This window comes from Streptomyces cahuitamycinicus (assembly GCF_002891435.1).
Lineage (GTDB): Bacteria > Actinomycetota > Actinomycetes > Streptomycetales > Streptomycetaceae > Streptomyces > Streptomyces cahuitamycinicus.
Genome location: NZ_POUC01000007.1, coordinates 13,924 through 28,230, shown reverse-complemented (window position 1 = coordinate 28,230; position 14,307 = coordinate 13,924). Strand labels below are relative to the sequence as shown.

Genomic DNA, 14,307 nt, shown 5'->3' with positions numbered 1-14,307 from the left:
GGCGGATGGATCGACGTGGTTCGCACAAGCCTTTGCCGCGATCATCATCGTGGATCCGGGGCCCGCCCCACAAACCGCGCCCCCTATGGGGACATCGGGGACACTGCGGGGGGGCGCCGCAGTGGCCGCATAGGGTGGGCGACCATGACGTGGCTGATCACCGGCGGTGCCGGCTATATCGGAGCACATGTGGCCAGGGCCATGGCCGAGGCCGGGGAGCGCGTCCTCGCGCTGGACGACCTGTCGGCCGGGGTGCCCGCGCGGCTCCCCTCCGAGGTCCCGCTCGTACGGGGCTCCTCGCTGGACGGGGAGCTGCTGAAGCGGGTCTTCGCCGAGCACCGTGTGACGGGTGTGGTGCATCTCGCGGCGCGCAAGCAGGTCGCCGAGTCCGTCGCGCAGCCGACGCGGTACTACCGGGAGAACGTCGGCGGCCTGGTGACCCTGCTGGACGCGGTGGCCGGGGCGGGGATCGGGCGGTTCGTGTTCTCGTCGTCGGCGGCGGTGTACGGCGACCCCGGTGTGGACCTCATCACGGAGGACACGCCCTGCGCGCCGGTGAACCCCTACGGCGAGACCAAGCTCGCCGGGGAATGGCTGGTGCGGGCGGCGGGACAGGCGCACGGGATCTCCACGGTATGTCTGCGCTATTTCAACGTGGCGGGCGCCGCCGCGCCGGAGCTGGCGGACACCGGCGTCTTCAACATCGTCCCGATGGTCTTCGACCGGCTGACCCGCGACGAGGCGCCCAGGATCTTCGGCGACGACTACCCGACCCCGGACGGCACCTGCGTCCGTGACTACATCCACGTCGCCGACCTGGCCGAGGCCCATCTGGCGGCGGCGCGGCGCCTGGCGGCCGGCGGCGGCACGGGTGACCTGACGGTCAACATCGGCCGCGGCGAGGGCGTCTCGGTCCGCGGACTCGTCACGGTCATCGGCGAGGTCACCGGCGACCGCCGGCCGCCGCTCGTCGAGGAGCGGCGCCCCGGGGACGCCCCCCGGGCGGTGGCCTCGGCCGCCCGGGCAGCCGCCGAGCTCGGCTGGACGGCGCGGCGCGGGGTGCGCGAGATGGTCGAGTCGGCCTGGGGGGGCTGGCTGCTGCACCGCGGCTCCTGACTGACCGGAGGCGCCCTGACCTGCACATCGTTTCCGCAGGTCAGGGCACATGACAACGGTGTTCAGTGCCGCGTTGCGCATACCCCCTCCCCGTAGTTCACTGGGGCCCCCGAGCACGATCAGGCGGACACAGGGAGGCTGACTTCTCATGGGGGCTGGGCACGATCACGGGCACGCGCACGGCGCGGCCGGCGGTACGGCGACCTCGGCGTACCGCGGCAGGCTGCGAACCGCGCTGGCGATCACGCTCGGCATCGTGGTGGTGCAGATCGTCGGCGGCGCCCTCGCCGACTCGCTCGCGCTCGTCGCCGACTCCGCGCACATGGCGACGGACGCCCTGGGCCTCGGCATGGCGCTGCTCGCGATCCACTTCGCGAACCGCCCGCCCAGCGAGCAGGCCACCTTCGGCTACGCCCGCGCGGAGATCCTCGCCGCCCTGGCCAACTGCCTGCTGCTGCTCGGGGCCGGCGGGTACGTGGTGTACGAGGCGGTCCAGCGCTTCATCACACCCGCCGAGACCGAGGGTCGGCTGGCCCTGCTGTTCGGTGCGATCGGCCTGGTCGCGAACCTGGTGTCGCTGTCACTGCTCATGCGCGGCCAGAAGGAGAGCCTGAACGTGCGCGGCGCGTTCCTGGAGGTCGCGGCCGACGCCCTCGGTTCGGTGACCGTGATCGTCTCGTCCGTGGTGATCATGCTCACAGGCTGGCAGCGCGCCGACCCGATCGCCTCGCTCGTCATCGCGCTGATGATCGCGCCACGGACGTGGAAGCTGCTGCGCGAGACGCTCTCCGTGCTGCTGGAGGCCGCCCCCAAGGGGGTCGACATGGCGGAGGTGCGCTCGCACATACTCGCCACGGACGGCGTGGAGGACGTCCACGACCTGCACGCCTGGACGATCACCTCGGGCATGCCGGTGCTGTCGGCGCACGTGGTCGTCAGCCCGGAGACGCTGAACGCGATAGGCCACGAGAAGATGCTCCACGAGCTCCAGGGGTGCCTCGGTGACCACTTCGACGTGGAGCACTGCACCTTCCAGCTGGAACCGAGCGGGCACGCCGAACACGAGGCGCGGCTCTGTCACTGACGCGGTTGTTTGTGGGGCTCTTGAGGCAAATGGGGCGCACTCCGCTGCGAGTGCGCCGGGGAACGCAACCCTCCGCCGTGCGCGCGTCCTGAGCCCCACAGCTCCGCCATGGACGATTTTCCGCCTGCCCGGCCGGGCACGATCACCTACCGGGTCCCTTTCCCGGCGTCGGACCGGTGCCGGCCGCGGTCCGCGCCGCCGCGCGGGACATGCGGGCGTGCCGCGAAGTGCCGGGAGTGCCGGATTCGTACGGCAGACTTGGGGCGCGAAGACCGATGTGAAGGATGGGTATGCCGATCACACCTGCCACCGCGACGCACAGCCCGTCGAACGGCACCGCGGACGCGATTTTGCTGGAACTGGTCGACGAGGACGGCGTGACGATCGGCACCGCTGAGAAGCTCGCCGCCCACCAGCCGCCCGGACAGCTGCACCGCGCGTTCTCGGTGTTCCTCTTCGACGAGTACGGCCGGCTGCTGCTCCAGCAGCGCGCGCTGGGCAAGTACCACTCCCCCGGTGTGTGGTCCAACACCTGCTGCGGCCACCCCTACCCCGGCGAGGCGCCCTTCGCGGCGGCTGCGCGGCGCACGTTCGAGGAGCTCGGTGCCTCCCCGTCCCTGCTGGCCGAGGCGGGCACGGTCCGCTACAACCACCCGGACCCGGAGTCCGGTCTGGTGGAGCAGGAGTACAACCACCTCTTCGTCGGCATGGTGCAGGCCGTGGTGCGGCCGGACGCGGAGGAGGTGGCGTCGACGGTGTTCGTGACCCCGCCGGAGCTGGCGGAGCGGCACGCCAAGGACACCTTCTCGTCCTGGTTCATGACCGTCCTGGACGCGGCCCGGCCGGCGATCAGGGAGCTGACGGGCCCGTCGGCCGGCTGGTGACCCGGACGGGCATAGTGAAAGGACCCCTCAGGCGAAGCGCGCGGGTTTGAGCGGCAGGGCGGCCCAGATCACCTTGCCGCCGCTCGCGGTGTACTCGACTTCGCACACGCCGCCCGCCTCCCGGGCGACCTCGCGCACGAGGAGCAGTCCGCGCCCCCCGGTCCGGCCGTGGTCGGTCTCCAGGGCGGTGGGCCGGTACGGGTGGTTGTCCTCCACGGACACCCGGAGCCACTCGGCGCCGACGGCCAGCTCGACGGCGATGGTCGGCGACAGCACCGCCGCGTGCTTCACGGCGTTCGTCACCAGCTCCGAGACGATCAGCAGCAGTCCCTGGGCCAGGTCGTCCGAGACCGGTACGCCCTGACGAAGCAGCAGGTCCCGTACGGCGTGCCGTGCCTGGGGGACCGAGGCCTCGACCGCCGGTGCGGTGAACCTCCAGACCCCCTCGTACGGCAACGGATCCGCGGGCGCGGGGCCGAGGGGCGCCGCGCCACCCTCTGGGCGCGGGCCGAACCCACGCCCGTCGTCGTCCATCGTCCGGTCGCCACCCTCGCGCTCGATTGTCGCCACACCCCGAAGTGTTGGTAACGATGCGCCTCGTACCCCGACACTGAACACAAGTCAGCAGATATCGAGCGCTTCTGACCGTTGGCGTATGACACGGTCAGTTGTGGGACTGGTCCTGTCCCTGTTGTGCCGTCTCGGCGAACTATTCGGGTTGTACGGGTTTGGCATCCGGATAGCATCCGGCGCATGGAGCCGCAGCTGGAGCACCGCGTGACCGAGTCGGTCGCGACGGTCGTCATACGCCATCCCGAGAAGCGCAACGCCATGACGGCCTCGATGTGGCGCTCTCTTCCCGTCCTGCTGGAGGAGCTCGCCGGTGATCCGGCCGTACGGGCGCTGGTGCTGACCGGTGAGGGCGGCACGTTCTGCGCCGGGGCCGACATCTCGACGCTGCGTGGCTCGCCCGAGGAGGCGCAGGGACTGGCCGTGCGGGCTGAGGAGGCGCTGGCCGCGTTCCCGAAGCCGACACTCGCCGCGATCCGGGGTCACTGCGTGGGCGGCGGGTCGCAGCTGGCGGCGGCCTGCGATCTGCGGTTCGCCGAGGAGGGGGCGTTGTTCGGGGTGACGCCCGCGAAGCTCGGCATCGTCTACCCGGCCTCCTCGACCCGGCGGCTGGTGTCCCTGGTGGGGTCGGCCACCGCCAAGTACCTGCTGTTCTCCGGCGAGTTGATCGAGACTGAGCGGGCGTTGCGCACCGGGCTGGTCGACGAGGTGCTTCCCGAGGGGGAACTCGGCAAGCGGGTCGCCGAGTTCACCCGGGTCCTGGTTGCGCGTTCACAGCTGACCCAGGCGGCGGCCAAGGAGTTCGCGGACGGGCGTACGGACCGGGACGCGCACTGGGCCGGGCAGGCGCGCGCGAGCGGCGACACCGCCGAGGGGGTCGCCGCGTTCCTGGAGCGCCGGCAGCCGCGGTTCGGCTGGAGTGTGCCTAGGTCAGGCTGAGGCCGGCGTGCGACCTGAGCAGTTCGACGAGGTGCGCGGGGGCCTTCTCGGGCGATCCGGCGTCGTAGGGCGGCTGCGGGTCGTACTCGGTGGCGAGCTGGACGATCCGGGCGTGGTCGTCGCCGGCGATCCGGCCGAGGAGCGTCAACCCCATGTCGATGCCGGCGGAGACGCCGGCCGCGGTGACGTACTTGCCGTCGGTGACGACCCGCTCCCCCGTCGGCTCGGCGCCGTGGCGCTTCAGCTCCTCCAGGGCCAGCCAGTGGGACGTCGCCCGGCGGCCCTCGAGCAGTCCGGCGGCGGCCAGCAGCAGGGAGCCGGTGCACACGGACGTCGTCCAGGTGCTGGTGGCGTCGGCCCTGCGCAGCCAGGTGAGCAGGGGCCCGTCCGCCGCCAGCGGGAGCGGGCCGGGGCCGCCGGGGACCACGATGACGTCGGGGCGCGGTACGTCGGCCAGGGACCGGTCGGCGATGAGCGCGAGGTTCCCCGAGTCGTTCCGCACGGGGCCGGCCTGCTCGGCGACGAAGACGGTCTCCGCGCCCGGGACCTGGCCGAGGGTCTCATAGGGTCCGACGGCGTCGAGGGCGGTGAAGCGGTCGTAGAGGGCGATGGCGATCTGCATGGGGTCCTTCCGGTCGGCTGATGTGGACGGGATTCAGGAAGTGGTGGCGGGGCGGAAGCGGCGGCGGTACTCGGCCGGGGGCGTCCCCAGGACCCTGACGAAGGCGCGGCGCATGGCCTCGGGCGTGCCGTAGCCGCTGGCGCGGGCGATCTCCTCGACGCCGCCGGCGGTGTCCTCCAGCAGGCGCCTGGCGTGTTCGAGGCGGACGCGGTCCACGTAGCGGCCCGGTGTCATGCCGGTCTCGGCGCGGAAGGCGCGGGCGAAGTGGCGGGGCGAGAGTCGGGCGCGGGCGGCGAGGGTGTCGACGCAGAGGTCCGCTTCCGGGTGGTCGGTGATCCACCGCTGGACGTCCCGGAGGGGCTCGCGCTGTGCGGTCTGGGCCGCGAGCTGGGCGCTGAACTGGGCCTGGTTGCCGGGCCTGCGCAGGAACACCACCAGGTGGCGGGCGATGGTGAGGGCGGCGTCCCGGCCCAGGTCCTCCTCGACCAGGGCGAGCGCGAGGTCGATGCCGGCGGTGACACCGGCCGAGGTGGCGATGTGCCCGTCGCGCACGAAGACGGGGTCGGGGTCGATCTCGACGGCCGGGTGCTCGCGGGCGAGCCGGTCGCAGTACGCCCAGTGGGTCGTGGCGCGGCGGCCGTCCAGGAGGCCCGCCGCGGCCAGCACGGCCGCACCGGTGCAGATGGAGACCAGGCGGCCGGCACGCGGGCCCCGCTCGCGCACCCAGGCCACCAGACGCGGGTCGGGCCGCAGGCTGCCCGACCCGCCGGGCACGAGGAGGATGTCGGGGTCCGGCGCGGTGGTCAGGGGCCCGTCGGGTACGAGGGTCAGGCCGCTGGTGGTCCGCACGGGCGCGCCGTCCACGGACGCCGTGCGGATCCGGTATGCGCCCGGGGAGAGCAGGTCCGCGCCCGCGAAGACCTCCACGGGTCCGGTGACGTCGAGACTCTGCAGGCCGTCGAAGAGGACGGCGAGAACCATGCGCTGGGCCATGCCGCCGATTCTTCGCGGGAGCGGAGTATGGCGGCAAGGACGAGTACCCCACCTTTCCTGCCATCGGACGCCGGGCCGTGGAGTACATACCAAGCGGTTGGTAACCTGCCGGGCATGACGACTGCCGCCCTGGAGCCGCGCGCCGGCCGGCGCTGCCACAACATGCTCAACTCCCTGCACGCGACCCACTACTTCTCACCCGACCTCGGGCGGGAGCTGAGCGCTGTCGGGATCACCGACCCGCGTGCCGTGAACTTCGCCGTGCGGGCCGCCGCCCTCGGACCGGTCGGGGCCGGGGCCGTCACGGCGGCCTTCTACAACTACAAGTACGAACTCGTGGCCCGGCACGTGCCGGCGGTGTGGAAGAGCGCCGCACCCGGGCAGGTCCTGGCGGCACGGGTGCGTGCGGTCGACGCGACGCTGCGCCGCCTGCTCGGCGAGGAAGCCCTGGCATCGGCGGAGATGGCGGAGGCCGCGCGGCTCGCGCTGCGCGCCGCCGAGGCCTGCTCGCGCGATGCGCGTCCGCTGTACGCCGCCCACGCCGATCTGCCCGTCCCCGAGGAGCCGCACCTCGCCTACTGGCACGCGGCGACCCTGCTGCGCGAGCACCGGGGCGACGGGCACCTGGCCGCTCTGATGTCCGCGGGTCTTGACGGGCTGGAGGCGATGGTGACCCACACCGCGACGGGCAAGGGCATGACCCCGAAGTGGGTGTGCGCCACCCGTGGCTGGAGCCGGGAGGAGTGGGACGCGGCGGCGGGACGGCTGCACGGGCGGGGGCTGCTGACGGCGTCCGGCGACCTCACCGACCAGGGCGTCGCACTGCGGCGGGACATCGAGCACGAGACCGACCGGCTGGACCGGGCCCCCTACGAGCACCTCGGCCCGGAGGGCGTGGCCCGGCTGACCGAGCTGGGCGGGGTGTTCGCGCACGCGGCGCTCGTGGCCGGGGCGTTCCCCGCAGACCTGATCGGAAAGGGTGACGCATAGTGACGCGCCGGTGAGGTACCCGCTCTCCACCGGCCGGCGCGGCCGGGACCGAGAAAGGGGAATTCCGTGTTCCGTGCTATCGCAGACGTGCTGCGCCAGATCGGCGGCGCGATCGCCACCGTCGTGACGCTGCCCTTCCGGGCCCTCGCCCGGCTCTTCGGCGGGGCCTCGTCCTCCACCCGCAGCCGCAGGGCCTGACCGGAACCCCGGCCCGCCGGGTGCCGCCCTGATCCCCGGGTGTCCGTGACACCTGCCACAATTGCCGCGCAACCTCAGCGGAGAAGGCGGTACGGGATCGTGACGACACCCGGGTCCATCGGGTCCATCAGCGCAGTGTCCATCGAAGGCAGGATCGCCGAGGAGCTCGGCGTACGGGAGCGGCAGGTCAGGGCCGCCGTGGAACTGCTCGACGGCGGTTCCACGGTGCCCTTCATCGCCCGCTACCGCAAGGAAGCGACCGAGATGCTCGACGACGCGCAGCTGCGCACCCTCGAGGAGCGGTTGCGCTACCTGCGGGAGCTGGAGGAGCGGCGGACGGCCATCCTGGAGTCGGTGCGCGAGCAGGGCAAGCTCACCGAGGAGCTTCAGGCGAGCATCCGGAGCGCCGAGACGAAGGCACGCCTGGAGGACATCTACCTGCCGTACAAGCCCAAGCGGCGCACCAAGGCGCAGATCGCCCGCGAGGCCGGTCTCGAACCGCTGGCGGAGGGTCTGCTCGCCGACCCGGGCGTCGAGCCCCTCGCCGCGGCCGCCGCATTCGTCGACGCGGACAAGGGCGTGGCCGATCCGCAGGCCGCCCTCGACGGCGCCCGGGCGATCCTCACCGAGCGGTTCTCGGAGGACGCCGACCTGATCGGTGAACTGCGCGAGCGCATGTGGGTGCGCGGGCGGCTGGCCGCCAAGGTGCGGGACGGCAAGGAGGAGGCGGGCGCGAAGTTCGCCGACTACTTCGACTTCGCCGAGCCCTTCACCGAGCTCCCCTCGCACCGCATCCTCGCGATGCTGCGCGGCGAGAAGGAGGAGGTCCTCGATCTCGTCCTGGAGCCCGAGGAGCAGACGGACGGGCCCTCCTCGTACGAGGGGATCGTCGCCCACAAGTTCGGAATCGCCGACCGGGGGCGCCCCGGCGACAAGTGGCTGAAGGACACGGTCCGCTGGGCGTGGCGCACCCGCCTCCTCGTGCACCTCGGCATCGACCTGCGGCTGCGGCTGCGCACGGCCGCCGAGGACGAGGCGGTGCGGGTCTTCGCGGCCAACCTGCGCGATCTGCTGCTCGCCGCCCCGGCGGGCACGCGCGCGACGCTCGGCCTGGACCCCGGTTTCCGTACGGGTGTGAAGGTCGCCGTGGTCGACGCGACCGGCAAGGTCGTCGCCACGGACGTCATCCACCCGCACGTCCCGGCCAACCGGTGGGACGAGGCCATCGCCAAGCTGGCCCGGCTCGCGAAGGAGCACGCGGTCGAGCTGGTCGCCATCGGCAACGGCACGGCGTCGCGCGAGACCGACAAGCTCGCCGGGGAGCTGATCACCAAGCACCCGGAGCTGAAGCTCACGAAGGTGATGGTGTCCGAGGCCGGCGCGTCCGTGTACTCGGCGTCCGCCTTCGCCTCGCAGGAGCTGCCCGACATGGACGTGTCGCTGCGCGGCGCCGTGTCGATCGCCCGTCGGCTCCAGGACCCGCTGGCCGAGCTGGTGAAGATCGACCCGAAGTCCATCGGCGTCGGCCAGTACCAGCACGACCTGTCCGAGATGAAGCTGTCGCGTTCGCTGGACGCCGTGGTGGAGGACTGTGTGAACGGCGTGGGCGTGGACGTCAACACGGCGTCGGCCCCGCTGCTCGCCCGGGTCTCCGGCATCACCTCCGGGCTCGCCGAGAACATCGTGGCGCACCGCGACCAGAACGGGCCGTTCAAGGCCCGCGGCGAGCTGAAGAAGGTGACGCGGCTCGGCCCGAAGGCGTACGAACAGTGCGCGGGCTTCCTGCGTATCCGGGGCGGTGACGACCCGCTGGACGCGTCGAGCGTGCACCCCGAGGCGTACCCGGTGGTCCGGCGCATGGTGAAGACCACCGGGCAGGAGGTCGCCTCGCTCGTGGGCAACACCGGGGTACTGCGCTCGCTGAGGCCGCAGGACTTCGTGGACGAGACGTTCGGTCTGCCGACGGTCACGGACATCCTCAAGGAGCTGGAGAAGCCCGGCCGCGACCCGCGCCCGGCCTTCAAGACAGCCGCCTTCAAGGAGGGCGTGGAGAAGATCTCCGACCTGTCGTCCGGGATGATCCTGGAGGGTGTCGTGACGAACGTCGCAGCGTTCGGGGCGTTCGTCGACATCGGCGTCCACCAGGACGGCCTGGTGCACGTCTCCGCGATGTCGAAGACGTTCGTGAAGGACCCGCGGGACGTGGTGAAGCCCGGGGACATCGTCAAGGTGAAGGTGCTCGACGTCGACATCCCCCGCAAGCGGATCTCGCTGACGTTGCGCCTGGAGGACGAGGCGGCCCAGCAGGGGCAGCAGGGCGGCGGTCCCGGTGAACGCCGGCAGCGCGGCGGGCGTCCGCCGCAGCAGCGGCAGGGCGGTGGCGCCGGGCGCCGTGGGGGCGGTGGCGGTTCGCGTCAGGCGCCGCCGCCTGCCAACAGCGCGATGGCCGACGCGCTGCGCCGTGCGGGGCTGGCGGATCCCAAGGGCGGCAAGCGCTGACTGCCCCGCCGGGAAGGCCGTGGGGAGCTGCGGGCCCGTTGTGGCTGGTCGCGCAGTTCCCCACGCCCCTGGGAAGGAGGCGCTTCGCGCCCTTTCCGTTCTAGGGTTGCCGCATGCGTGCCATCACCTGGGAAGTGTCCGGGAGCCAGGGGGTCGAGACCGCCTGGGTCCAGCTCGGAGACGGCCGGCTGCGGGCGCGCGGGCGGGCCGTCGGTACCGTTCCGGAACCGTACTGGATCTCGTACGAGCTTCAGACCGCACAAGGGTTCGTGACCAGGCGGTTGACTGTCACGGCGGAGGCGGAGGCCGGCAGTCGGGAGCTCGTTCTGCTCCACGACGGTCAGGGCCGATGGACCGCGAACGATGAGCCGCTGCCCGAGGTCGACGGCGCCCTCGACTGCGACCTGGGCCTGTGCCCGCTCACCAACACCATGCCGGTACTGCGGCACGGGCTCCATCAGGCGCCAGGCGAGCGGGAGTTCCTGATGGCCTGGGTGTCGGTGCCGGACCTGGCGGTGCGGGGGTCGCGGCAGACGTACACGCATCTCGGCCCCGGGCGGGTCCGGTTCGCCTCCGGCGACTTCCGCAGCGACCTGGAGTTCGACGAGGACGGATACGTCGTCGACTATCCGCGGCTGGCCACTCGCCTGACGGCCGGTTAGCGCTCGGTCACCTTGCCTTCCGCCACCTCCAGGCGGCGGGTGACGTGTACGGCGTCCAGCATGCGGCGGTCATGGGTGACCAGCAGGAGCGTGCCCTCATAGGCGTCGAGGGCGGACTCCAGCTGCTCGATGGCGGGCAGGTCGAGGTGGTTGGTCGGCTCGTCGAGGACCAGGAGGTTGACGCCCCGGCCTTGGAGCAGCGCCAGGGCGGCCCGGGTGCGCTCACCCGGGGAGAGGCTCGCGGTGGGGCGCAGGACGTGGTCCGACTTGAGACCGAACTTGGCCAGCAGGGTGCGGATCTCGGCCGGCTCGGTGTCCGGGAGGGCCGGGCGGAAGGCGTCGAGCAGGGACTCCTCGCCGTGGAACAGCTTGCGGGCCTGGTCGACCTCGCCGAGCAGGACGCCCGAGCCGAGCGCGGCGTGCCCGGCGTCCAGCGGGACACGGCCGAGGAGGGCGCCGAGCAGCGTGGACTTGCCGGCGCCGTTCGCGCCCGTCACCGCCACCCGGTCCGCCCAGTCGATCTGCAGGGAGACGGGGCCGAGGACGAAGCCGCCGCGGCGCACCTCGGCGTCCCGCAGGGTCGCGACGACGGCGCCCGAGCGCGGGGCCGACGCGATCTCCATGCGCAGATCCCACTCCTTGCGGGGCTCCTCGACGACGTCCAGGCGCTCGATCATGCGCTGGGTCTGGCGGGCCTTCGCGGCCTGCTTCTCGCTGGCCTCGCTGCGGAACTTCCGGCCGATCTTGTCGTTGTCGTTGCCCGCCTTGCGGCGCGCGTTCTTCACACCCTTGTCCATCCAGGAGCGCTGCATCTGGGCGCGGTCCTGGAGGGCGGTCCTTTTGTCGGCGTACTCCTCGAACTCGTCGCGGGCGTGCCGACGGGCGACTTCCCGCTCCTCCAGGTAGGCCTCGTAGCCACCCCCGAACAGGTTGATCTGCCGCTGGGCCAGGTCGAGTTCGAGGACTTTGGTGACGGTGCGGGTGAGGAACTCGCGGTCGTGGCTGACGACCACCGTGCCGGCGCGCAGGCCGCTCACGAAGCGTTCGAGGCGCTCCAGGCCGTCCAGGTCGAGGTCGTTGGTCGGCTCGTCGAGGAGGAAGACGTCGTAGCGGGACAGCAGCAGGGAGGCGAGGCCGGCACGGGCCGCCTGGCCGCCGGACAAGGACGTCATCGGCTGGTCCAGGTCGACCGCGAGGCCGAGGGAGTCGGCGACCTCCTCGGCGCGTTCGTCGAGGTCGGCGCCGCCGAGGCCGAGCCAGCGCTCCAGGCTGGTGGCGTAGGCGTCGTCGGCGCCGGGCGCCCCGTCGACCAGGGCCTGGGTCGCCTCGTCCATGGTGCGCTGCGCCTCGGCGACGCCGGTGCGACGGGCCAGGAACGCCCGTACGGTCTCGCCGGGCCGGCGGTCCGGCTCCTGCGGGAGGTGGCCGACGGTGGCGGCCGGCGGGGACAGGCGCAGGTCGCCCTGCTCGGGCGCGATGAGTCCGGCGAGCATCCTGAGCAGGGTGGACTTGCCCGCGCCGTTGGCTCCGACCAGGCCGATCACGTCGCCGGGCGCGACGACGAGGTCGAGTCCGGCGAACAGGGAGCGGTCGCCGTGGCCGGCGGCGAGGTTCTTGGCGACGAGGGTGGCAGTCATCAGAGCGCCGATTTTAACGGCCGGGCCGCTCAGCGGTTCACGGCCGCCACCAGGACGCTTCCGGCGGTGCGGGCCACGACGAACGACCGCCCCCGGACCGTCCTCGCGTCGAGCGTGACGCGATGGCGGCCGGCTTCGAGGACGCCGTCGAAGATCTCGTGGGTGTGGGTGCGGGAGAGCCGGTCGAGGCGGTAGGCGGTGAGGGTGACACGGCAGGCGGAGGTGACCTCGACGTCCGCGCCGCCGTCGGTGGCGGTGAGGCCGGTGAGGCGGCGCCGGTCGGCCGGGCCGCGGTCCAGGGCGTGTTCGATCTGGGCGACGAGGAGGGGGACGATCGGGGCGAGGCCGTCGACGTGGGCGACCGGGACCCCGGCGCGCTCGAAGGCGCGGCGGACGGCGGCGCGTTCCTGCTCGCCGGCGGCGTGGCCGAAGGCGACGGCGCCGTAGCCGCGGAGTTCGTCCGGGGGTACGCCGTCGGTGTCATGGGCGATGTCGGCGCCGACACCGATGGTGCGTAAGGCCGCGGCGAGCTTGGCGAGGACGGCGACGCGGGAGCCGATCAGCAGCACGCGGCGCCGGGGATCGGGCGCGGAGCCGTTCAGCAGGGCGCCCAGAGCCGTGCGGTACTCGGCGCCGCGGAACCGGAACGGGCCGATGCCGTGGTAGCCGTTGAGCTCCAGATCCGCGTGTTCTTCGGTCTGCCAGGCGAAGTCCCGCCAGATGAAGTCCTCACCGTCGCATCGGATGACCGCGGTGACGGCTCCGCAGGCCAGGTCCTCGCACTCCGGACAGCCGTAGACGACGTAACGGCCGCCGGGCAGTGGGGCCTCGCTCTCCAGGAGCAGGCTGCGGACCTGCGCGGTGAAGATCGCGGGAGGGACGTCGGAGGCGAGCGGGGAGACCGCGTCGAGGTCGGAGAGCTGGAACAGCAGCGGGCGTCCGTCGACGATGAAGTCCACGAAATCCCGGTGGACCTGGTAACCGCCGTCGTTGAGGACTCCCCCGGCCCGCATCGCGGGAGCCAGGCCGAAGGTCGCGTACTCGGCACACATGCTGTGAGTATTCCCACACTGCGCGTGATGTGAGCACGGCATGACACATTCCGCTACGGTCCGGGCATGGCGAGTGAGTCGAGTGGCGAGATCGTGGTGGTCGGTGGCGGCGTGGTCGGGCTGACGACGGCCCTGGCTCTCGCGGAGCGCGGGCGGCGGGTTCGGGTGTGGACGCGGGACGCCGTCGGGGCGACCACCTCGGCCGTTGCGGGTGCGCTGTGGTGGCCGTACCGGATCGAACCGGTCGCGACGGCGCGGATGTGGGCGCTGCGGTCGCTGGAGGTGTACGAGGAGCTGGCCGCACGGGACGAACCGGCCGGTGTACGCATGGTCGAAGGGGTACTGGGCGAGACCCGTCTCGACGAGGCCGACGCGTGGCTGGCGGGCCGGGTGCCGGGGCTGCGGGAGGCCACGGCCGGCGAACACGCGGGCACGGGCCTGTGGGCACGGCTGCCGCTCATCGACATGCCGGCCCATCTGCGGTGGCTTCGGGAGCGGTTCATCGCGGTAGGCGGTGTGATCGAGACGCGTGCGGTGTCCGGGTTCGCGGAGGTGGACGCGCCGGTCGTGGTCAACTGCACGGGGCTCGCCGCGCGGGAGTTGGTGCCGGACCCGTCCGTGCGGCCCGTGCGGGGGCAACTGGTCGTCGTGGAGAATCCCGGGATCGACACCTGGCTGGTCACCACCGACGCCGCCGGGGAGCACGCGTACCTGTTCCCGCAGCCGGGCGGGCTCGTCCTCGGCGGTACGTCCGAGGAGGACGTCTGGTCGCTGGAGCCCGACCCCGCGACGGCCGAGGCGATCGTCCGGCGCTGTGCGGCGCTGAGGCCGCAGGTCGCCGGGGCCCGCGTGCTGGAGCACCGGGTCGGTCTGCGGCCCACCCGGCCGGCGGTCCGGCTGGAGCGTGACGCCCTGCCGGACGGGCGGCTCCTGGTGCACAACTACGGCCACGGCGGCGCGGGCGTCACCGTGGCCTGGGGATGTGCGGAGGAAGCGGCGCGGCTGGTCGCGGGCTGAGGGCGCGCGGCGCCGTCCCGGGCGAAGGGCGGCCCGGGTTCACC

At 72.6% G+C, this 14,307-nt stretch carries 14 protein-coding genes; 9 read left to right on the top strand and 5 right to left on the bottom strand.

Annotation, left to right across the window (positions count from 1 at the left end; all coding sequences use genetic code 11):
* Positions 1 to 144: 144 nt before the first annotated feature.
* From galE to idi, 3 genes are all read left to right on the top strand, one after another.
* Positions 145 to 1,116 (top strand): UDP-glucose 4-epimerase GalE, encoded by a 972-nt coding sequence (gene galE / locus C1J00_RS02025; RefSeq protein WP_102907294.1) that lies wholly within the window; start codon positions 145 to 147, stop codon positions 1,114 to 1,116.
* Positions 1,117 to 1,264: 148 nt separating this feature from the next.
* Positions 1,265 to 2,200, top strand: a complete 936-nt coding sequence (locus tag C1J00_RS02020) for a cation diffusion facilitator family transporter (RefSeq protein WP_102907293.1) — start codon at positions 1,265 to 1,267, stop codon at positions 2,198 to 2,200.
* Positions 2,201 to 2,490: 290 nt separating this feature from the next.
* Entirely contained in the window at positions 2,491 to 3,084 is a 594-nt protein-coding gene (idi, locus tag C1J00_RS02015; protein WP_102907292.1) for an isopentenyl-diphosphate Delta-isomerase, read from the top strand.
* 27 nt (positions 3,085 to 3,111) lie between these two features.
* Here the strand turns inward: idi and C1J00_RS02010 are convergent, their stop codons facing one another.
* On the bottom strand, positions 3,112 to 3,618 hold the full coding sequence (locus C1J00_RS02010) for an ATP-binding protein (protein WP_102907291.1): 507 nt from the start codon (positions 3,616 to 3,618) through the stop codon (positions 3,112 to 3,114).
* A 219-nt stretch (positions 3,619 to 3,837) separates the two neighbouring features.
* Between C1J00_RS02010 and C1J00_RS02005 the strand changes: the two genes are divergently transcribed.
* The gene (locus C1J00_RS02005) at positions 3,838 to 4,593 is read left to right on the top strand and encodes an enoyl-CoA hydratase/isomerase family protein (protein ID WP_102907290.1); all 756 of its coding nucleotides are present in this window, start codon (positions 3,838 to 3,840) and stop codon (positions 4,591 to 4,593) included.
* Here the strand turns inward: C1J00_RS02005 and C1J00_RS02000 are convergent.
* Positions 4,580 to 5,215, bottom strand: coding sequence for a DJ-1/PfpI family protein (locus C1J00_RS02000; protein ID WP_102907289.1), 636 nt, complete (start codon positions 5,213 to 5,215; stop codon positions 4,580 to 4,582). The two genes, C1J00_RS02005 and C1J00_RS02000, sit on opposite strands and share 14 nt — an antisense overlap.
* Positions 5,216 to 5,248: 33 nt before the next feature.
* Complete coding sequence (locus C1J00_RS01995) at positions 5,249 to 6,208, bottom strand: GlxA family transcriptional regulator (RefSeq protein WP_102907288.1); 960 nt, start codon at positions 6,206 to 6,208, stop codon at positions 5,249 to 5,251.
* A gap of 114 nt (positions 6,209 to 6,322) precedes the next feature.
* Here C1J00_RS01995 and C1J00_RS01990 point away from each other — a divergent pair, with 114 nt between their 5' ends.
* From C1J00_RS01990 to C1J00_RS01980, 4 genes are all read left to right on the top strand, one after another.
* A complete protein-coding gene (locus tag C1J00_RS01990; protein WP_102907287.1) occupies positions 6,323 to 7,198 on the top strand; it encodes an SCO6745 family protein in 876 nt (291 codons plus the stop codon).
* Positions 7,199 to 7,264: 66 nt separating this feature from the next.
* Positions 7,265 to 7,396: an LPFR motif small protein gene (locus C1J00_RS47575; protein ID WP_252100478.1), complete on the top strand. Its 132-nt coding sequence runs from the start codon at positions 7,265 to 7,267 to the stop codon at positions 7,394 to 7,396.
* Between the two features lie 99 nt (positions 7,397 to 7,495).
* A complete protein-coding gene (locus tag C1J00_RS01985; protein ID WP_102907286.1) occupies positions 7,496 to 9,895 on the top strand; it encodes a Tex family protein in 2,400 nt (799 codons plus the stop codon).
* 113 nt (positions 9,896 to 10,008) lie between these two features.
* A complete protein-coding gene (locus C1J00_RS01980) occupies positions 10,009 to 10,557 on the top strand; it encodes a putative glycolipid-binding domain-containing protein (protein ID WP_102907285.1) in 549 nt (182 codons plus the stop codon).
* On the opposite strand, the gene C1J00_RS01975 is transcribed toward C1J00_RS01980, so the two are convergent.
* Both C1J00_RS01975 and C1J00_RS01970 read right to left on the bottom strand, forming a co-directional pair.
* Complete coding sequence (locus tag C1J00_RS01975) at positions 10,554 to 12,194, bottom strand: ABC-F family ATP-binding cassette domain-containing protein (protein ID WP_102907284.1); 1,641 nt, start codon at positions 12,192 to 12,194, stop codon at positions 10,554 to 10,556. The two genes, C1J00_RS01980 and C1J00_RS01975, sit on opposite strands and share 4 nt — an antisense overlap.
* A gap of 29 nt (positions 12,195 to 12,223) precedes the next feature.
* Positions 12,224 to 13,246, bottom strand: a complete 1,023-nt coding sequence (locus C1J00_RS01970) for an oxidoreductase (RefSeq protein ID WP_102907283.1) — start codon at positions 13,244 to 13,246, stop codon at positions 12,224 to 12,226.
* A 66-nt stretch (positions 13,247 to 13,312) separates the two neighbouring features.
* Here C1J00_RS01970 and C1J00_RS01965 point away from each other — a divergent pair, with 66 nt between their 5' ends.
* Positions 13,313 to 14,263 (top strand): NAD(P)/FAD-dependent oxidoreductase, encoded by a 951-nt coding sequence (locus tag C1J00_RS01965; protein WP_102907282.1) that lies wholly within the window; start codon positions 13,313 to 13,315, stop codon positions 14,261 to 14,263.
* Positions 14,264 to 14,307 lie beyond the last annotated feature (44 nt).